Below are 18,171 nucleotides of genomic sequence, written 5' to 3' on the forward strand. Positions count from 1 at the left end.
TATGTCCCGCCTCGCCGTCCCGGCCCGGGACCGCAAGACTGTGCAGTGGCCGGACGGGGTCCCGGTCCGCCTCTCCGGGCGGAGAAGCACCGCCTGCTTCCGCGGGCCGCGTCCCCGAAAGGCCAGCCACGAAAGTTCCCGTGTGGTCCGACGGTTCGCGGTGGGGAATCCGGGAGGGGAGGTTCCCCGCCGTGAATCAGGCGCCTCCGGGCGCGCGGCTCAGGCGCCGACCTTCGGGGTGGCGAACAGGGCCATCCGGTGCGCGGTCGCGGCGGCCTCGCCGCGGCTCGCCACCTCCAGCTTGCCGAGGATGTTCGACACGTGGACGCTGGCCGTCTTCACCGAGATGAACAGGGCCTCGGCGATGTCGCGGTTGCTGCGGCCCTCGGCGACCAGGCGCAGCACCTCGAACTCGCGGGGCGTCAGCCCGAGCGGCGCGGAGGCGTCGCCGCGGCGCGGCATCCGGGTGCGGCGCAGCAGGTCGGCGACCCGGTCCGCGAGCGGCCGGGCGCCCAGCGCCTCGGTGAGCTCGGCGGCCGTGCGCAGGGCCGCCGCGGCGGCCTCGTGGTCGCCGGCCGCGAGCGCGGCCTCCGCCGCGCGGGACAGGGCCCCCGCCCGGTGGTACGGACTGGCGAGCGCCTCCCACGCGGCCGCGGCCTCCTCCCAGGCGGCCCGGTCGAGGATGCCGCGCGCCCGGGACAGCTCGGCGGCGAACGTGAGGCAGTGCGCGTGCTGGAGCGGGCCGCTCGTCATCAGGGCGGCGGCGCGCTCCTCCAGGCGGCGCAGGTGGTCCTCGGCGGCGCCGCCGAGCTCGCCGCAGGCCGCCGCGCCGACGATGAGCGCGGGCCACGCGTAGCGGGCGTCGTCCGGCATGCCGCTGTGTTCGAGGACGGGCTCCAGCGCCGCCAGCGCGGCCTCGGGGCGTCCCTCGGCGAAGGCGATGTTCGCCTCCAGCCAGAGGGTGCTGAAGTAGTCCTGCGTCTTCATCCACTTCAGCTTGAGCTTCATGATCTCGCGTGACCTGGCCAGCCGCGCCCTGGCCGTCGCGGTGTCGCCGCGCACGAGCGCCACCCAGCCGGACAGGACGAGCAGCGAGGTGCGGGTCGTGATGGCGGGGTCCTGCTCCATGGCGTGGTTCATCACCGCCAGGGCCTCGTCCCACCGGCCGAGCGAGACCAGCGGCTCGGCCTCGTTGATGGACAGGAACGTGCCCTGCGTGCGGGCCACGCCCCACTGGCGGGCCAGCTCCGCGCCGTGCCCGGCGACGGCGGCGGCCTCCTCGTGCCGCCCGGCCCCCTCCAGGAAGTGCGATTTGATCACGTAGTAGCGCAGCAGCACCCGGTGGTTGCCGCTGCGCTCGGCGGTCTGCCCGACCTCGGTGAGGCGGTCCTCGTCCTCGTAGTCGGTGTGGGCGCAGAACAGCGTGATCAGCGCCTCGGTCTCGGCGACGGGGTCGCCGAGGGCGCGCGCGATGGACAGGGACTCCAGCGCCGCCTCGCGAGCCTCGTCCATGGAGGTGGTGATGCGCACGTAGTTGCCCAGCGTGGACAGGGCCCGGGCGCGCAGGATGGTCGGCGGGTCGGCCGGCAGCGCGTCCACCGCGGCGCGCAGGTCCTCGATGAAGCCGGGCCGCGCCACGTGGTAGAGCATGCGGCCGCGCTGTTCGAGCAGCGCCGCCCAGCGGGCGGTGTCGCGCTCGCCGTCGGCGGCCTCGACCTCCTTCAGCGCGGCGGTGGTCAGCTTGATGCCGCGGTCGAACTCGCCGGCCAGGTCGGCGGCGTTCGCGGCGTCCTCCAGGACCGAGACGTGGTCGGCGCCGATGCGCTCCGCCGCGTCCGGGACCTTGTCCCACAGCTGGAGGACGCGTTCGAGCATCGCCAGGCACTCGGCGTAGGCGACCGCCTTGCGGGCCTCCCTCGCGGCGCGCCAGGACGCGACCAGCGCCCACGTGCTGTCGTGGGCCTGCGTCCAGTGGTAGCTCAGCTCGACCCAGAGCCGCCCGGCCGGGACGAGCCCGGGCTCCTTCTCCAGGGCCTCGGCGTAGCGGGTGTGGAGGCGCGTGTACTCGCCCGGCAGCAGGTCGTCGTGGACGGCCTCGCGGATCAGGGCGTGCCGGAACGCGTAGCCGTCGCCGTCCACGACCAGGACGTTGGCGGCGACGGCGGGCCGCAGGACGCGGGTCAGCGCCGCGTCGTCGAGCCGCGACACCGCCGCCAGCAGCGCGTGCTCGATGCGGGTGCTGCCGCCGCTGGCGTCCCGCAGGACGTCCTGCGTCTCCTCGGGGAGCCGCTGGACGCCCGCCAGCAGCAGGTCGCGCAGCGACTCGGGCAGCTCGCACGCCAGCGTGCCGTCGTCGTCGAGCAGCGCCTCGATGAACAGGGGGTTGCCCTCGCTGCGGGCCTCGATCCGCTCGACGAGGCCGGGCGGCGGGGTCTGGCCGAGCAGCTCGGTGACGAGCGCGGCGACGTCGGCGCGGGCCAGCCGGCCGATCTCCGTCCGGCGGACGCGTTCGAGCCGCTCCAGCCCGGCGAGCAGCTGGCGCAGCGGATGGGTGCGGTGCAGCTCGTCCGACCGGTAGGTCAGGACGACCAGCAGCGGAGCCGCGCCGAGGTTGCGGATCAGGAAGGCCAGCAGGTCGCGGGTGGAACGGTCCGCCCAGTGGGCGTCCTCGATGACGAGCACGACCGGGCCGCGCTCGGCGAGCCGCTCCAGCAGCGTCAGCACGACCTCGAACAGCCGGGCCCGCTCCTCGCCGGAGGCGGCGTCGCTCTCCGGCTCCCCGAACTCGGGCAGCAGCCGCGCGAGGGCGCCGGTGTCGCCGCGCGGGACGAGCCCGGCGACGCCCTCGATGCCGATGTCGCGGACGAGCCCGCGCAGGACGGTGGTGAACGGCGCGAAGGGCAGGCCGTCGGAACCGAGCTCCAGGCAGCCGCCGACCAGCGTCCTGGCGTCGGCGTCCCGGGTGAACTCCCTGATCAGGCGGGTCTTGCCGAGCCCGGCGTCGCCGCCGAGCAGCACGGCGCCCGGCGCGGCGGCGAGAGCGTCCCGCAACCGCCGCAGCTCGGCCGACCTGCCGATCAGGACGGGACTCATCGTGCGCGCGTTCACGTCACAAGCATGCCAAAGGGATCGGACAATCCCACCCGAATATCACTTCGTGAGACGCCAACTCTGGCCCCGGTGCTCGTCCAGCTCCGGGACCGCCCCCTGGGCGAGCGGCGGGTGGACGGCCGTCCGGACCGGGCCCTCCTCCTGGACCCTGCGCGACCTGAAGTGATCGAGTTCGAGCATCTCGGCGCGGGTCAGCAGGGGCGCCACCGGGGCCCCCGCCCGCGTGAGGCGCTCGACGGCCTCCTCGCGGGTGAGCCCGGCGACCGCGGCGGCGACCGCGCCGTCCAGCTCGCCGATCCGCTGGAGCCGCTCGGCGAACGGGACGGCGGCGTGCCCGCCGATGCCGAGCGCGTGGCACGTCGCCGCCCAGAGCCTCTCCTCGGACACCACGCCGAGAGTGATCTTCTGGCCGTCCTTGGTGGGGTAGACGCCGTAACCGGGCACCGGCCCCACGCCCGACCGCCGGGTCGCCGCCGGGACGGTGCCGACCCAGTGCGCCAGGACGTCGGCCATGCCGAGGTCGATGCGGTCGCCGACCCCCGTCTCGCGGGCCTTGAGGCAGGCGGCGGTGATCGCGAAGGCGGCCATCGTCGCGGCCGCCATGTCCGCGAGGGGAAGCTCGTCGGCCTCCGGCGACACGGCGTCGGGCGGGAGCGCGGCCGCGTGCGCGCGGTAGTTGACGTCGTGCCCGGGAACGTCCTTCAGCGGGCCCTCCGCCCCGTACCCGGACAGGGAGCAGTAGACGAGCCGCGGGTTGAGCGCCCTGAGGGTCTGGTGGCCCACGCCCAGCCGTTCGGCGACGCCCGGCCTGAACCCCTCGACGAAGACCTCGGCGTCCCCGGCCAGTTCGGTGAGCGCCGCGAGCCCGTCCGCGGTCTTGAGGTCGAGCGCGATGCCGCGCTTGTGCCGGTTGAGGACGTCGAAATGGTCGCGGAACATCCGCATCGGCTCCCCGCCGGGCGGCTCCACCTTGATCACGTCGGCGCCGAGCTGGGCGAGCAGCTGCGTCGCGTACGGCCCGGGCCGCCACATCGTCAGATCGAGGACGCGGAGTCCGTCCAGCGGCGCCATGGCGCTCCTCTCGGTCGGGGACCTCACCGTGCCGGTCGGCCCCGCCCGCCGTCAAGCGAGCGCTTGGTTCAAAGAACGACGGGCCGCACGCCCGTGCCGGCCGCCTGGAGGCGGCCGGCACGGAGTGCGGCCCGTCAGGTGCCGCGGGGGGCCGGCGGGGCCTCCCGCTGCCGCGTCCGCCCGGCGCCGGAGCGCCGGGCGGACGCGATCAGGTGATCAGCGCGTCGCTCACATCCGGTCGGGTGCGGGGACGCCGAGGAGGTCCAGGCCGGTGACCAGCGTGCGCAGCGTGACCGCGCACAGGGCCAGGCGGGACGCCCTGGTCTCCTCGTCGATGCCCTCCTTGAGCACCGGGCAGGCCTCGTAGAAGGCCGTGTAGAGCGTGGCGAGGTCGTAGAGGTACCCCGCCAGCCGGTGCGGTTCCGCGGCCGCGCCCGCCGCCTCCAGCGTGACGCCGAAGTCCAGCAGGTGCAGCGCGAGGTTCCGCTCCTCCTTGGTCCCGATGACGATCGGGGCCGAGGCCGACTCCGGCGTCAGCCCGGCCTTGCGCAGGACGGACTTCATCCGGACGCCGGCGTACTGCACGAAGCCGGCGGACCTGCCGGTGAACGCGACCATCCGTTCAAGGTCGAACGGATACTTGCTGCTCCGCGCCACCACCAGGTCGGCGAACTTCACCGCGCCGATGGCGACGTCGCGGATGATCGCCTCACGGGTCTCGGCGTCGAACCGCTCGCCGCGCCCGCTCTCGTCGAACCTCGCGGCGGCCCGCGCGTACGCGCCGTCCAGCAGCGCGGACAGCGGGACCGCCTCGCCGGACCGGCTCTTCAGCTTGCCGCCGGTCGCCGGGTCGGTCACCATGCCGATCATGGCGTGTTCGAGCACGGTCCCCCCGAGCAGGAAGTCCGCCTTCTCCGCGACGGCGAACAGCAGGTCGAAGTGCTCCTTCTGCTCGTCGCCCACCACGTAGACCACCCGGTCGGCGCGCAGGACGGCGACCCGGTAGGCGATCGTGGCGAGATCGGTGGTGGTGTAGTTGTACCCGCCATCGCTCTTACGGACGATGACCGCCTTGGCCTTGCCGTCCCTGCCCTTGAAGTCCGGCAGGAAGACGCACAGGGCGCCCTCGCTGGGCACCGCGAGGCGGCGCTGCTCCAGCTCGTCGACGATCTCGGGGAGGAGCCCGTTGTAGTAGCTCTCTCCCTTGGCCTCGTCGGCGGTCAGCCTGACGCCGAGCCGCTCGTACAACGCGTTGTAGGAGCGCAAGGAGACGTCCACGAGGCGCTGCCAGTACCGCAGCGTCTCGTCGTCGCCCTGCTGGAGGGCGACGAGCCGCCGCCGCGACCGTCCGGCGAACTCCTCGTCCGACTTAAACCTCGCGTTGGCCGCCTTGTAGAAGGCGCCCGTGTCGCTCACGAACGCGCGGAGCCCGGCATCGGTGCCCCCCTCGAAGTCGAGGAGGTGCTCGATGAGCATGCCGAACGGCGTGCCCCAGTCACCGATGTGGTTGTCCCGGACCACCTCGTGTCCCAGGAACTCCAGGATCCGGGCGATGGCGTCGCCCACGATCGTCGTCCGCAGGTGACCGACGTGCATCACCTTCGCGACGTTGGGTGAGGAGTACTCCACCACGACCTTCTGCGGCTGCACGGCCCTGAGCACCCGGAGGCGCTCGTCGGCCGCGATCCGCTGGAGCTGCTCGGCGATCCACTCGCCGCTCAGCGTCAGGTTGATGAAGCCGGGCCCGCTGATCTCGACCGCCGACACGACGTCGTCGACGTCGAGCCGGTCCACGAGCTCCCGAGCCACTTCCCGGGGGTTGCGCTTCAGGACCTTGGCCAGCGCCAGCGCGACGTTGGCCTGAAGGTCCGCGTGCTGGGAGGGCCGGATGGCGGGGTCCACCCGCCGGTACTCCGCCCCGAAGGCGGCTTCCAGCGCGTCCCTGAAGCGCTTGGTGAGGACGGCCACCGCCGACGGGCCGGTGAGATTGAACCTGTCCTGATCTTGGTTCATCGCGCGTCTCTCCTGTTCTTGTTTGTCGGTTGCGGGTCGATCCCGCACCGGTGACCGTCCGCGTCCACGGGGCCGCGGCAACCCGGGCCCGCGTTCCCGGTCCCGGTGGGCCTAGCCCTTGCTGGACGGGCGGCCGGCGATCAGATCGCTCAGCCGGTCCCCGAGGCGCTGGACGGGGAGGCGGTACCGGCGCTCGCGGGTCAGCGCCCGCCGCTCCTTGCGGGACCCCTCCGCGTAGCGGCGCCGGGCCCACGGCGAGTCCGGCCGGGCCAGCCGGATCGCCCCGACGATCGCGACGAGCCCGATGAACAGGCCGATGACGCCCGTCCAGACCTTGCCCTTGAGCAGGGCGATCACCGCGACGCACAGGTTGAACAGCAGGACGGCCGCGATGCCCCACAACCCGTCCCCCGCGGCGTCGTCCACGCCCAGCGGCCGCAGGCCCAGCAGCATCAGCCCGCAGAGCGCGATCATGATGAAGACGACCTCGACCGACAGCCGGCCCTGCTCGCTCCAGTAGACGTCCTGGAGGTGCAGGACGAGGGCGAACTCGTCGAGGACGAGCGCGGTGCCCGCCCCGAACACGGCCGCGGCGCCCGCCGCCCACCCGGACGAGTCGTCGGTGATCGCCAGACCGCCCACCCCGCCGACGCACATGAACACGAGCCCGAACACGACGTGGTGGATGTGCCGGCCGCCGGGCGTCACGTTCCCGGGCCACCACCGCACCTGCCGCCGGATCATCCGCACGCTGAACCGGATGAACAGGAAGGCCGCGATGAACGCCACGAAGAAGCAGAACAACCGGAGCCGCCCGGCATCCGCGATCTCGCGCGTGAACCAGTCCCCCACACCCGCCCCTTTCCCCCAGGCGGGTAAAGCCCACCTCCGCGCGGCCCGGCCCTGTCAGCCGCGGGGGCGGAGGCCTGCCCAGACGAGGACCGCACTGGCCAGGGTCACGGCCACGTCCACGCCCAGGGCGAGGTGGATGCCGGTCAGTTCCACGCTCCGCGTCGCGGCGACCGAGCCGAGGATGGGGATGCCGATGGTGATGGCCACCTGCTGGGTCATCAGCGTCAGCCCGGTCGCCAGGCCCTGCTCCTCGTCCGGGAGCCCGGAGGTGCCGGTGACGGTGTACGCCACGATGCACGTCACGTGCCCGAAGAAGCCGACGAACAGCGCGGGGATCAGGATCGCGAGCGCCGCCCGGTCGGTTCCGAGGAACACCAGGGGCAGGGTCGCCAGGCCCTGCACGGCCAGGCCGCAGCTCAGCACGGCCCGGCCGCCGAAGCGCCCGATGACGCGCCCGGCGATCACTCCGGCGCCGACGGACGCCAGGCCCGGGACACCGAGGACGAGGCCGGTCTCCAGCGGCGAGAAGCCGAGGACGTTCTGCAGGTAGAGCGTCATCAGGAAGATCATGGCGGGCTCCATGGCGAAGACCACGAGGCCCGCGTAGTTGCCCCACTTCACCGTGGGGCGGCGGAGGATGCGCACCGGGGCGAGCGGCGCGGGCGAGCGCAGTTCGATCACCCAGAAGGCGCCCAGCAGCAGCACGCCCGCGACGGCCGCGGGGACGTTCCGCTCGATGACCGCGTAGATCGCGGCCAGCAGGCCGCCGGTCACGGTCACCGCGCCGGGCAGGTCCAGCCGCAGCCGGGCGGGGCGGCCGCTCTCGCCGATCAGGGCGGGGGTGGCCACCAGCACGGCCACGGCGACCGGGACGTTGATGAAGAACGCCGCCCGCCAGCTCAGCAGGCTGACGAGGGCGCCGCCGACCAGGGCGCCGACGGTGAAGCCCGCGGAGAGCAGGGCGCCGTTGAGGCCGAGGACGCGCTCGCGCAGCGGGCCCTCCGCGAACGTGCTGGTGATCAGGGAGAGCGCCGCCGGGGTGGCCATCGCCGTGGCGAACCCCTGGAGGGCCCGGGCGGTCAGGAGCGTCTCGGGGCCGGCCGCGAAGCCGCCGAGCATCGACGCGCCGGTCAGCAGCGCCATCCCGGAGAGGAACAGCCTGCGGCGGCCGAACAGGTCCGCCATCCGGCCGAACACCAGCGTGAAGCCCGCCGCGGGCAGCGCGTACGCGGCGGTGATCCAGGGCAGGCCGTCGGCGCCCAGCCCGACGCCCTCACCCGCCATCGGAAGGGCGACGTTCAGGATGGAGAAGTCGACGGACAGCGTGAACCCGGCGCCGAGCAGGACGAGCAGGATCAGCCGCTGCCTGCCGCCGATACGCGGGGGCGACGCGGTCTTCGTGGGCGGTGTCAGTTCCGTGGGCGGGGTCGTTTCCGTGGGCATGGCAAGGAGCCCTTTCCGCAAGGGGGTTCGAAAGCGCAGGACGGTCAGGGCGTCCGGCGTGAGACGGCCGTGAGCGGCCGATGGCGTGGGCGGCTAGCGGGCGTCGCGCTCGGCTTCTTCGGCGATGCGCTTGACGTTCGCCAGGCGGCGGTCCCAGTCGGCCGCGAGGGAGGCCATCCACCGCGCCGTCGCGTTCAGGGCGGCGGGCCGCACCGCGTAGCGCACCTCGCGTCCGACCCGGCTGCTGGAGACCAGCTCGGCCGCGTCCAGGACGACCAGATGCTTGACCACCGCCTGCCGCGAGACCGGGAGCCGCCCGGCGAGGGTCGTGGCGGTGGCCTCGCCGTGTTCGGCGAGCAGGTCGAGCAGGCGGCGCCGCGTCGGATCGGCCAGCGCGGCGAGGACGCTGTCGACCGGCGCGGCGCCGTCGTCGTCGGGGGTGTCGGTCACGCGGCTTCGACGCGGGTCTTGAAGGCGTCCAGCACCTCGGGCCAGCCGCCGGTGTTGTCCTCCATGGCCTTGCGGCGCAGGTCGTCCGATCCGGCCAGCGCGGCGAAGCCGCTCTCGACGACGCGCAGCCGCGTCTTGCCGCCCTCGGGGGTCAGCGTGAACTCCACGAGGGTGCTGTTGTCGTCGCGCAGTTCCTCCCCGGGGAAGGCGCTGACCCAGCGGTAGGCGACGTAGGTCGGCGGCTCGACCTTCTCCACGCGCACGGGGAAGTCGCCGTGCTCGGCGTTCTTCACCACCATCGACTCGCCCTCCGCGGCCCCTCCGGGCGGGCCGGGCACGTCGGCCACCCAGAACCCGGGGTCGGCCACCAGCGACCAGACCCGGTCCAAGGATGCCGCGATCAGGGTTTCACGTTCAATTCGGTTCTCACTCATCTGGCTTCTCTCCTGTTCGTCCAGTTGACGCAACCTCAGGGTTGCACATGGGTGCCCGGCGACGCAACCCTGCGGTTGCACATTGCTGGAACGGACCTGTCCGGCCTGGTCGCGGGCCCGTGCGATGTCCGCGATGCGCAAAGGGCGGTGTCCGCCACAGGAAAGACCGGGGGCCCGCGCAGGGGGTTCACTCGCGAAGACGCACCGCGAGAGAAGACGCACCGCGAGAGGAGCCGTTCCCATGCCGGAGACCCCCGGTCCGGAGTTCTGGAAGGACCTCAGGCCGATCGAGAACTCGCAGAAGCCGGACGCGCTGCCGGAGGTGTACCTGCCGAAGGTCGCCACCGACGACGACCGGTACTACGTGCCGTTCACCGACACGGTCGGGTCGCGGCCGCTGTGGATCAACGTGAAGGACAACACCTGGTCCGACGTCCTGCGGTCCAAGGAGGCCGGGCTCGTCAACCGGCACTACCACCCCCACGAGGTGTTCGCCTACACGATCTCCGGCAAGTGGGGATACCTGGAGCGCCCCTGGACGGCCACGGCCGGCGACTTCGTCTACGAGGCGCCCGGCGAGGGGCACACCCTCGTCGCCTACGAGCACGAGGAGCCGATGAAGACGCTGTTCATCGTCAAGGGCCCGCTGATCTGGCTGGACGAGAACGGCGAGCCCGACGGCCTCTTCGACGTCCACGACTACATCGACATGTGCCGCAGGCACTACGACGAGGTCGGGCTGGGCGCGGACCTCATCGACTCGCTCTTCCGATGAGCACGGCGCGCTTCCGATGAGCACGGCGCGCGTCACGACGTAGGCTCCGTCGCGGGGACGCGCCCCGCGGCAGAAGGAGCGGACCATGCCGGCACCGATGATCTCCGAGGCCAGCACGGAGGAGGTCGACCCGCGCGACCGCATCGAGTTCTGGGAGGACTACAACCGCAGGGCGCTGGTCGGGCTGTCGTGCACCTCCTACTCCGAGGACGGGCTGCTGGCCCGGCAGGCCAACTTCCGGCTCGGGGACGTCCGGCTGGCCGACATCAGCGGCAACGCCCACGCGGTGGAGCGCACCCCGCAGGTGGCCAGGTCGGCGCCGAAGGACTCGGTGTTCGCGACGCTGCTGGTCGAGGGCGAGGCGGTGTTCCTGCACGAGCACGGCTGCCTCGCCGCGACCGCGGGCGACCTCGTCCTCTACGACACGCGCCGCCCCTACCTGTTCGGGTTCTCCTCGTCCATGCGGCAGTTGCTCGTGGACGTCCCCCGCGATCTGTTCGTCGAGCGGTGCATGGCGGGCGGCGTCCCCGCCCCCGTGCTGTTCGGGCGCGGGACCGCCCGGGAGGGCGAACTGGTCGTGGCGCTGCGGTCCGTCCTGGAGAAGCCGGGCGCGCAGTCCCGCGGGAACGTCCTCGACCTGCTGCGCATGCTCGCCACGGAGCGGTCGGGCGGACGGTCCGCGCCCGCCGCGTACCAGACCCAGCTGATCGTCGCCGAGGACTACGTCGAGCGGCACCTGCACGACCCCCGCCTCGCCCCCGGGCAGGTCGCGGGCGTGCTGGGGGTGTCGGTGCGGCATCTCGGCCGGATCTTCGAGGCGGCCGGCACCACCCCGGCGAGGCACATCCTGGAGCGCCGCCTCCAGCGGGCCCACGACGACCTCGCCTCCCCCCGCACCGCCCGCACGACCATCGCGGACGTCGCCTACCGCTGGGGCTTCTCCAGCCAGGCCCACTTCGCCCGCCACTTCCGCGCCCGCTTCGGCCGCACCCCTTCGGAGACCCGCGCGTCCGCCCGCTGACGTGCGGTTGCGCCGGCGAGCGAGCCCGGAAAGGGTGATCCACACTCACAGCGAAGGCGGCAATGTGGACATCTCGGTCAAGTACCAGCCCACCGAGGACGAGGTGACCCGGGCGTTCACCGAGGGTTTCAAGCGGCAGCTCACGGTCCTGTACGCGGTTCTCGTCATCGTCCTGCTCGGGGGCGCGGCGTACAGGTTCGCCGCGGGCGACCCGGGAATGGGCATCGGCGCGCTGGTGGCGGCGGTCCTGAGCCCCCTGGTGGGGACGTGGTGGCTTCGCAGGCGCGCGCGGCGGATGCTCTCGTTCCTCTGCGTCCCCACGACGGTGCGGGTGACCGACAGCGGCTACGACTGCCGGACGGACGAGTCCACCACGGCGATGCGGTGGACCATGTTCTCCCACGTGTACCCCACCCCGGAGTTCTGGCTGCTGTACGTGAACAACCAGCCCGCCGCCTTTCTCCCCAGGGCCGCCTTCGACGCCGCCCAGCAGGCCGAGATCGACGCCTTCCTGGCGGCTCGCAAGATCAGTCGGAGTCGGTGACGGCCAGCACGGCCACCGTCCGCCGATCGGGGCGCAGGGTCGCGATGCCCACGTCCAGCGGCGGGACGACCCGGAGATGCCAGTCCGAGCCGTAGAAGAGCCATGTGCACCGGTCGGCGCCTCGCTCGATCGCCGCCGGGTCGGCCTCCTGGACGTCCGCCAACGCCGCCAGCGACTCCCACGACGCCTTGCGCGCATAGGCGCCGTGCATGCGGGGCCCGTAAGCACCGCCGGAAGCGGCGCCGCCGAACAGCGTCCGCAGGACGTCGACGGTGGTCGCCCGCCGCACTCCGGCCGTGGTGGCACCGGTGCTGGCCGCCGGCAGGAGGCGGAGCAGCGAAGCGCCGAAGTCGGCGGGGGCCAGCGGGCGGTCCAGCCGGAACAGCCCTGCCTCCAGGGCATCGGCGCCCGGCGGCCAGTTGCGGTAGGCGCTCAACGCCTGCCGAGCGTCGGGCCAGTCGACCGCCGCCACCCCGATGTCGAGACCCGGGGCCCCCGGCGCCTCCGGCGCCCCCTCGCCGGGCGGGCGCCAGGGCTCGGCCGGGCCCGGATGCCGGGGCAGCCCGAGATGCCGCTCGGCCCCGACCGGGCGAAGCGGCAGGTTCGCCAGCGGATGCCCGGCGTCCCGCAGCCTCCCGGCGAACCCCGCGGCGGACGCCGCGTCGTGGCGCAGGGCCGTCTCCTGGAGGAGGCAGGCCGCGAGTTCGTCCGACGCTCCGGCGTCGTCGAACACCGCGAGGAGATGCTCGGCGGGCTGGGCGCAGGCCAGCCACTCCGCGACCTCCGGCAGGCTGTAGCGAAGGTCGCCGCCCCACGCCCGCCCCTCGGCCGCGAGGGCGCGGACGCGCGCGGTGCGCTCCGCGCCGCCGGGCGCGCTCGCCAGCCGCCGCAACGCGACCTCGAAGCCGTACCGCATCGGGTAGGTCGGCTCCCCGACCTCCAGCAACGCCGCCAGCAGCCGTTCGAGCCACTCCGGCTCCGCCTTCTGGACGGCGTTGTCGGTCACCTTGACGGCCCTGTCCCAGTGGCGGTCCTTGTAGGTGTCCGCCAGTCCCATCCGCCGGACGGCCTTCTCGATCTCCACACCGCGCAGTCTCACATCCGGAATGTCGGAGAGCGACCCTTAGGCTGGCCCGATGATCACGGCTCCGCGGCATGCCACCACCTACAGCCTCTTCGTCCCGGACGAGGCGGCCGCCCGTGAGGGGGCCCGGGCGCTCGCCGGACGCGGCCACGCGCTCGTGCGCGTCGCCCCGGACACCACGACCGACTCCGGGTGGCGGGTCGACAGCCTCGACGAGGGCCCCTATCCGGACGACGACGAGCGCTGGTGGGCGGCCGCCGAGCACCGCGCCGTCGCGGCGCTGGCCGAGGGGCTCGGCGGCCGCCTCTCGTCCTCGATGGCCCTTCCCGAGACCGCCCGCCGCTTCTTCCCCGAGGGTGAGGGCGTCTGCGACCGGAGCGCCGGCGACGTCCGCGACCTGCGGGTGGCCGTCCTGTCCCGCGAGCCCGCCCGCACGCCCGCGCCGGCCATCGTCCACGGCCTCGGCAGGCAGGAGCCGTCCGGCGGCCCGACGGGCGAGCCGATCGTCCTGGACGGTCTGGACGACATCGACTGGGCGTCTCTGACCGGGGCCTACGGACCGGCCGACGAGGTCCCGGACATCCTGCGGGGCCTCGCCGCCAACGACGAGGGGTGGGAGGAGGCCGTCGAGGAGTACTTCAGCACGGTCGTCCACCAGGACACCTGCTACGACTGCACTCCGGAGACCATCGGGTTCCTCGTCCAGCTCGTCCGCGCGCCGCGGCTGTTCCCCGCGTACCGGTTCCACCTGCTGATCCACCTGGCCTACATCGCCACGATCGACCCCGTCCCGGAGACCGGCGAGCCCGACTCGGACGAGGCGGCCGCCTGCCGCGCGGTCATCGAGCGCCTTCCCGGCCTGCTGGCCCTCTGGCCGGACCTGCCCGCGACGGAGCGCGCCTGGCTGATCGTTTTGGCGGCCGTCCGTCCCGGCGCCGAGCCGCGACCCGAGTTCCGGGAGTTCCGGGGCCGGGTGGACGGCCCGAGCCCCGCGCTCGATCTCGCGCTCGCCCTGATGTCCGGCGACGGCGGCGCCGTCCGCGACCTGACGCTCGCCGCGGCCGCATGGGACGAGGAGGTCTCCGCCCTGCTGGAGGAGCCGTTCTCCCGGCGCACCCGCGACCTGAAGGTCCTCTTCCACCTCGCGCTGGCCGAGCTCGCGCCGGCCTAGGCGGGTCAGCGGCCCTGGAAGTCCGGGGGGCGGTTCTCCAGGAAGGCCGTGATGCCCTCCTTGGCGTCCTCGGTGCCGGTCAGCTCGACCAGCTCGGACAGCAGGTGGGCGACCTGGTCCTCCAGGGGGCGGCCCTCGATGGCGAAGAACGCGTCGCGGCCGCGGCGCAGGCCCACGGGACTCTTGGACGCGATCACGCGGGCCAGCTCGTCCACGCGGGCGTCCAGCTCGGCGCGCGGGACGACCTCGGTGACCAGGCCGATGTCGCGGCCCTCGGCGGCGGTGACGCGGGCGCCGGTGTAGTAGAGCTTGAAGGCGTGCTTCGGGGCGACGTTCCGGTTGATGATCGCCATGATCATCATGGGCCAGAGGCCGACGTTGACCTCGGGCGTGGCGAGCTTGACGTCGTCGGCCGCGATGACCAGGTCGCAGGCGGCGGCGAGGCCGAGGCCGCCCGCGACGGCGTGCCCGGCCAGCCGCGCGATGATCGGCTTGCCGAGCCCGGGGAAGGCCGTGAAGAGCCGGTAGGCGGAGCTGTCGCGGACGGCGCCGGCGTCGGCGATCGACCGGCCGTCGGCCTGCGCCCGGCCGAGGCCGCCGAGGTCGGCGCCCGCGCAGAACGCCCGGTCCCCGGCGCCGGTCAGGACGATCACCCGGACTCCGGTGTCGGTCCCGGCCCGCTCGAACGCGTCGAGCAGCTCGCCGATCATCTGGTCGCTGAGCGCGTTGCGGGCGTCGGGGCGGTTCAGCGTGATCCGCGCGATCCGCTCGTCCACCGAATACAGGATCGTCTCGTACATGTTCCCGGCCACCTCCGGAACGGTACCGCCCCCCGGAGCGGGCTCCGGGGGGCGGTGCCTCGAATGACTCAGATGCGCTCGATGATGGTGGCGTTGGCCTGGCCGCCGCCCTCGCACATCGTCTGCAGGCCGTAGCGGCCGCCGGTGCGCTCCAGCTCGTGCAGCAGCTTGGTCATCAGGACGCCGCCGGTCGCGCCGAGCGGGTGCCCGAGGGCGATCGCGCCGCCGTTGGGGTTGGTCCTGTCCAGCGAGGCGCCGGTGTCGTGCGCCCACGCCATCGGAACCGGGGCGAACGCCTCGTTGACCTCGAAGACGTCGATGTCGTCGATCTTCAGCCCGGCGCGGTCCAGGGCCTTCTCGGTGGCGGGGATCGGGCCGGTCAGCATGTAGACCGGGTCGGAGCCGCACACCGCGAGGGTGTGGATGCGGGCGCGCGGGGTGAGGTTGTACCGCTTGACGGCCTCCTCGGAGGCGATCAGCACCGCGGAGGCGCCGACGGAGATCTGCGAGGCGACGGCGGCGGTGATCCGGCCGCCCTCGCGCAGCGCCTTGAGCCCCGCCATCTTCTCCAGCGTGGTGTCGGCGCGGGCGCCCTCGTCCTTGGACAGCCCGGCGATGGGGGCGATCTCGCGGTCGAAGTAGCCGGCCTCGATGGCCTTGGCGGCGCGCTGGTGGCTCTCCAGCGCGAACCTCTCCAGGTCCTCGCGGGAGAAGCCCCACTTCTCGGCCATCAGCTCGGCGCCGCGGAACTGGGAGATCTCCTGCATGCCGTAGCGCTCGGCCCAGCCCTCGCCGTAGGGGAAGGGCATGCCCTTCTCCAGGGCCATGGCGACGGAGGAGCCCATCGGGACGACCGCCATCTGCTCGACGCCGGAGGCGACGACGAGGTCCTGGGTGCCCGACAGCACGCCCTGGGCGGCGAAGTGGATCGCCTGCTGGGACGACCCGCACTGGCGGTCGATGGTCACGCCGGGCACGCTCTCCGGCAGCCCGGCCGACAGCCACGCGGTGCGCGCGATGTCCAGCGACTGCGGGCCGACCTGCATGACGCAGCCCATGATCACGTCTTCGACCCCGGAGGGGTCGACCCCGGTGCGGTTGACGAGCTCCTTGAGCACGTGCGCCCCGAGGTCGGCGGGGTGGACGTCCTTGAGGGCGCCCTTCTTGGTACCGACGGGGGTACGGACCGCGCCGACGATGTACGCCTCGGCCACTACGCCTCCAAAATCTGGGGTTCCGTCCCGAAACCGAGTGTGATTCGGTTAGTCAGTATGAGATTACATCCTCGCGGCGCAACGCGCTGTGAGGTGGGTCTCGGGGACCCTAGGCCCCCCGCTCCGCGGGCCGCGGGCGGGGCCCGAGCACCTCGCCGTCCGCCTCGTCGCCGAGGGACGCCTCGGCCAGCCGCGACAGGACGTCCGCGAGCTCAGGATGCTCCTCGGGAGCCCAGCCGTCCAGATGCCGGGAGAGCCCCTCGCACCGGGCGGCGAACAGGCGCTCGGCGGCGTCCCGCCCTGACGGCGTGACGGCGAGGACCCCCTCGCGCCGCTGGACGTAGCCGGCGTCCACGAGCCGGTCGACGTACGGGCGTCCCTGCTCGACCCGCACCCCCGCCCGGTCGGCGAGTTCCTGGCCGGTGACCGTCCCGTCCTTGGCGATCCGGCACAACGCCCAGACGCTGCCCGCGGGCAGGGACACGCCCGAGAACGCGGCGAGCCGGTCGTACATCTCGAAGGCCCTGGCGTCCCGGCGCATCAGCTCGCTCAGGGCGCGCTCCATCTCATGCCTGGACGACCGGACGGTCGGCGCCGCGCCGAAGCCCTCCCCGTAGTCGGGCGTCTGCGCGGTCTCCCGCAGCGGGACCTCGCGCAGGAACCAGGTCAGCACGAACGCGGCCGCCGCCACGGGGACCGCCCAGAAGAACACCGAGTCGATCGACTCCGCGTAGGCGTGCAGAACGGCGTCCTTCACCGCCACCGGGTACCGGTCGAGCAGCCTCGGATTGCCCTGGACGGCCGCCGGGTCGAACCCCGGCGGCAGGACCCGCGCCAGGTCCGCCACATGGCCGGCGAGCTGGTTGCTGAAGATCGAGCCGAACACCGCGACGCCGAACGACCCGCCGATCTGCCGGAAGAAGGTGACACCGGACGTCGCGGAGCCGAGGTCCTGGTACGACACCGCGTTCTGGACGGCGATCACGAGCACCTGCATGACCAGGCCGAGCCCGAAGCCGAGCAGCGCGAACCGCAGGCTCATGCTCAGGGTGGTGGAGTTCTCGTCCAGCGCCGAGCACAGGTAGAGCGCCAGCGCGATGATCGGCGTCCCGACCATCGGGTAGATCTTGTAGCGGCCGAACCGGGTGATCAGCTGGCCGGAGCCGATCGAGCTGAGCAGCATGCCGAGCATCATCGGCAGCAGGTAGACGCCCGACAGCGTGGGCGAGACCCCGTGCACCACCTGAAGGAAGATCGGCAGGAACGTCAGCGCGCCGAACATCGCGAAGCCGACCGCGAAGCTGATCGCGGCGCCGAGCGCGAAGACCGGGTGGCGCAGCAGCGCCGGCGGCATGATCGGCTCGGCGGCGCGCCGCTCGACCAGCAGCCACACGCCGATCAGCGCCACCGAGCCGGCGGCCAGCCCGATGATCGGCGCGGACGCCCAGGCGTAGCGCGTCCCGCCCCAGGTGGTCGTCAGCACCAGCCCGACGGCCCAGCCGACGATCAGCAGCGTGCCGAGGTAGTCGATGCGGTGGCGCTCCCGCTCGCCCGTCGCGTGCAGGACGGCGGCGATCACCGCCAGCGCCACCACCCCGATGGGCAGGTTGATGTAGAACACCCAGCGCCAGGTCAGGTTGTCGACGAACCAGCCGCCGAGCAGCGGGCCGCACACGCTGGCCACACCGAAGACCGCGCCGAACAGGCCCTGGTAGCGGCCGCGCTCGCGGGGCGGCACCACGTCCCCGACGATGGCGACGGCGAGCACCATCAGCCCGCCGCCGCCGAGGCCCTGCAGGGCGCGGAACACGATCAGCTGCGTCATGTCCTGCGCCAGGCCGCACAGCGCCGACCCGATCAGGAAGATGACGATCGACGCCTGGAACAGCCGCTTGCGGCCGTACTGGTCGCCGAGCTTGCCCCACAGAGGCGTGGACGCCGTCGAGGACAGCAGGTACGCCGTGACGACCCACGACAGGTGGTTGAGCCCGCCGAGCTCGCTGACGATCGTCGGCAGCGCGGTGGACACGATCGTCTGGTCCAGCGCCGCCAGCAGCATGGCGAGCATGAGGGCGCCGAGGACGACGTAGAGGTCCCTGCCCTTCGGCATGGCCCGCTCGTCCCGCGCCGCCGCCGTCGCCGTCATGCCGTCGCCCCCTGCCGCCGCCCATGTACCGGGTACGTGCGG

Annotated in this window: 15 protein-coding genes; 4 read left to right on the plus strand and 11 right to left on the minus strand. The window is 73.1% G+C overall.

Going from position 1 to position 18,171, the window contains the following annotated elements:
- Window positions 1–219 precede the first annotated feature (219 nt).
- The 7 genes from AB0C84_RS35205 to AB0C84_RS35235 all read right to left on the minus strand — a co-directional run bounded on the left by AB0C84_RS35205 (window position 220) and on the right by AB0C84_RS35235 (window position 9,374).
- Window positions 220–3,108 (minus strand): AAA family ATPase, encoded by a 2,889-nt coding sequence (locus AB0C84_RS35205; RefSeq protein ID WP_361074764.1) that lies wholly within the window; start codon window positions 3,106–3,108, stop codon window positions 220–222.
- A 42-nt stretch (window positions 3,109–3,150) separates the two neighbouring features.
- The gene (locus AB0C84_RS35210) at window positions 3,151–4,182 is read right to left on the minus strand and encodes a CoA transferase (RefSeq protein WP_361074766.1); all 1,032 of its coding nucleotides are present in this window, start codon (window positions 4,180–4,182) and stop codon (window positions 3,151–3,153) included.
- Between the two features lie 228 nt (window positions 4,183–4,410).
- Entirely contained in the window at window positions 4,411–6,195 is a 1,785-nt protein-coding gene (gene argS, locus AB0C84_RS35215; RefSeq protein ID WP_361074768.1) for an arginine--tRNA ligase, read from the minus strand.
- A gap of 111 nt (window positions 6,196–6,306) precedes the next feature.
- On the minus strand, window positions 6,307–7,047 hold the full coding sequence (locus AB0C84_RS35220) for a hypothetical protein (RefSeq protein WP_179844204.1): 741 nt from the start codon (window positions 7,045–7,047) through the stop codon (window positions 6,307–6,309).
- Between the two features lie 54 nt (window positions 7,048–7,101).
- Complete coding sequence (locus AB0C84_RS35225) at window positions 7,102–8,490, minus strand: MFS transporter (RefSeq protein ID WP_361074770.1); 1,389 nt, start codon at window positions 8,488–8,490, stop codon at window positions 7,102–7,104.
- A 93-nt stretch (window positions 8,491–8,583) separates the two neighbouring features.
- On the minus strand, window positions 8,584–8,940 hold the full coding sequence (locus AB0C84_RS35230; RefSeq protein ID WP_361074772.1) for a metalloregulator ArsR/SmtB family transcription factor: 357 nt from the start codon (window positions 8,938–8,940) through the stop codon (window positions 8,584–8,586).
- Complete coding sequence (locus AB0C84_RS35235) at window positions 8,937–9,374, minus strand: SRPBCC domain-containing protein (RefSeq protein WP_361074774.1); 438 nt, start codon at window positions 9,372–9,374, stop codon at window positions 8,937–8,939. The genes AB0C84_RS35230 and AB0C84_RS35235 overlap by 4 nt, the downstream gene beginning before the upstream one ends.
- Before the next feature lie 241 nt (window positions 9,375–9,615).
- Between AB0C84_RS35235 and AB0C84_RS35240 the strand changes: the two genes are divergently transcribed.
- The 3 genes from AB0C84_RS35240 to AB0C84_RS35250 all read left to right on the plus strand — a co-directional run bounded on the left by AB0C84_RS35240 (window position 9,616) and on the right by AB0C84_RS35250 (window position 11,714).
- On the plus strand, window positions 9,616–10,149 hold the full coding sequence (locus AB0C84_RS35240; protein WP_339156620.1) for a 2,4'-dihydroxyacetophenone dioxygenase family protein: 534 nt from the start codon (window positions 9,616–9,618) through the stop codon (window positions 10,147–10,149).
- An 85-nt stretch (window positions 10,150–10,234) separates the two neighbouring features.
- Window positions 10,235–11,170 (plus strand): helix-turn-helix domain-containing protein, encoded by a 936-nt coding sequence (locus AB0C84_RS35245; RefSeq protein WP_361074776.1) that lies wholly within the window; start codon window positions 10,235–10,237, stop codon window positions 11,168–11,170.
- 64 nt (window positions 11,171–11,234) lie between these two features.
- Window positions 11,235–11,714: a YcxB family protein gene (locus tag AB0C84_RS35250; RefSeq protein WP_339156618.1), complete on the plus strand. Its 480-nt coding sequence runs from the start codon at window positions 11,235–11,237 to the stop codon at window positions 11,712–11,714.
- Here AB0C84_RS35250 and AB0C84_RS35255 read toward each other — a convergent pair.
- Complete coding sequence (locus AB0C84_RS35255) at window positions 11,698–12,813, minus strand: DUF6183 family protein (protein WP_361074778.1); 1,116 nt, start codon at window positions 12,811–12,813, stop codon at window positions 11,698–11,700. The two genes, AB0C84_RS35250 and AB0C84_RS35255, sit on opposite strands and share 17 nt — an antisense overlap.
- 37 nt (window positions 12,814–12,850) lie before the next feature.
- Here AB0C84_RS35255 and AB0C84_RS35260 point away from each other — a divergent pair, with 37 nt between their 5' ends.
- Window positions 12,851–13,969, plus strand: a complete 1,119-nt coding sequence (locus AB0C84_RS35260; RefSeq protein WP_361074780.1) for a hypothetical protein — start codon at window positions 12,851–12,853, stop codon at window positions 13,967–13,969.
- Between the two features lie 5 nt (window positions 13,970–13,974).
- On the opposite strand, the gene AB0C84_RS35265 is transcribed toward AB0C84_RS35260, so the two are convergent.
- The 3 genes from AB0C84_RS35265 to AB0C84_RS35275 all read right to left on the minus strand — a co-directional run bounded on the left by AB0C84_RS35265 (window position 13,975) and on the right by AB0C84_RS35275 (window position 18,129).
- Entirely contained in the window at window positions 13,975–14,781 is an 807-nt protein-coding gene (locus AB0C84_RS35265) for an enoyl-CoA hydratase-related protein (protein WP_361074782.1), read from the minus strand.
- Between the two features lie 56 nt (window positions 14,782–14,837).
- The gene (locus tag AB0C84_RS35270; RefSeq protein WP_258944696.1) at window positions 14,838–15,983 is read right to left on the minus strand and encodes an acetyl-CoA C-acetyltransferase; all 1,146 of its coding nucleotides are present in this window, start codon (window positions 15,981–15,983) and stop codon (window positions 14,838–14,840) included.
- Window positions 15,984–16,092: 109 nt separating this feature from the next.
- A complete protein-coding gene (locus AB0C84_RS35275; RefSeq protein ID WP_361074785.1) occupies window positions 16,093–18,129 on the minus strand; it encodes an MDR family MFS transporter in 2,037 nt (678 codons plus the stop codon).
- Window positions 18,130–18,171: the final 42 nt, after the last annotated feature.

Source organism: Actinomadura sp. NPDC048955 (genome assembly GCF_040649435.1).
GTDB lineage: Bacteria > Actinomycetota > Actinomycetes > Streptosporangiales > Streptosporangiaceae > Spirillospora > Spirillospora luteofluorescens.

Excerpts from the sequence above, each read along its gene's own strand:
- AB0C84_RS35235 (WP_361074774.1), bottom strand. The coding sequence starts at position 9,374 with ATGAGTGAGAACCGAATTGAACGTGAAACCCTGATCGCGGCATCCTTG.
- AB0C84_RS35245 (WP_361074776.1), top strand. The coding sequence starts at position 10,235 with ATGCCGGCACCGATGATCTCCGAGGCCAGCACGGAGGAGGTCGACCCG.
- AB0C84_RS35275 (WP_361074785.1), bottom strand. The coding sequence starts at position 18,129 with ATGACGGCGACGGCGGCGGCGCGGGACGAGCGGGCCATGCCGAAGGGC.
- AB0C84_RS35240 (WP_339156620.1), top strand. The coding sequence starts at position 9,616 with ATGCCGGAGACCCCCGGTCCGGAGTTCTGGAAGGACCTCAGGCCGATC.
- argS (WP_361074768.1), bottom strand. The coding sequence starts at position 6,195 with ATGAACCAAGATCAGGACAGGTTCAATCTCACCGGCCCGTCGGCGGTG.
- AB0C84_RS35260 (WP_361074780.1), top strand. The coding sequence starts at position 12,851 with ATGATCACGGCTCCGCGGCATGCCACCACCTACAGCCTCTTCGTCCCG.
- AB0C84_RS35225 (WP_361074770.1), bottom strand. The coding sequence starts at position 8,490 with ATGCCCACGGAAACGACCCCGCCCACGGAACTGACACCGCCCACGAAG.
- AB0C84_RS35210 (WP_361074766.1), bottom strand. The coding sequence starts at position 4,182 with ATGGCGCCGCTGGACGGACTCCGCGTCCTCGATCTGACGATGTGGCGG.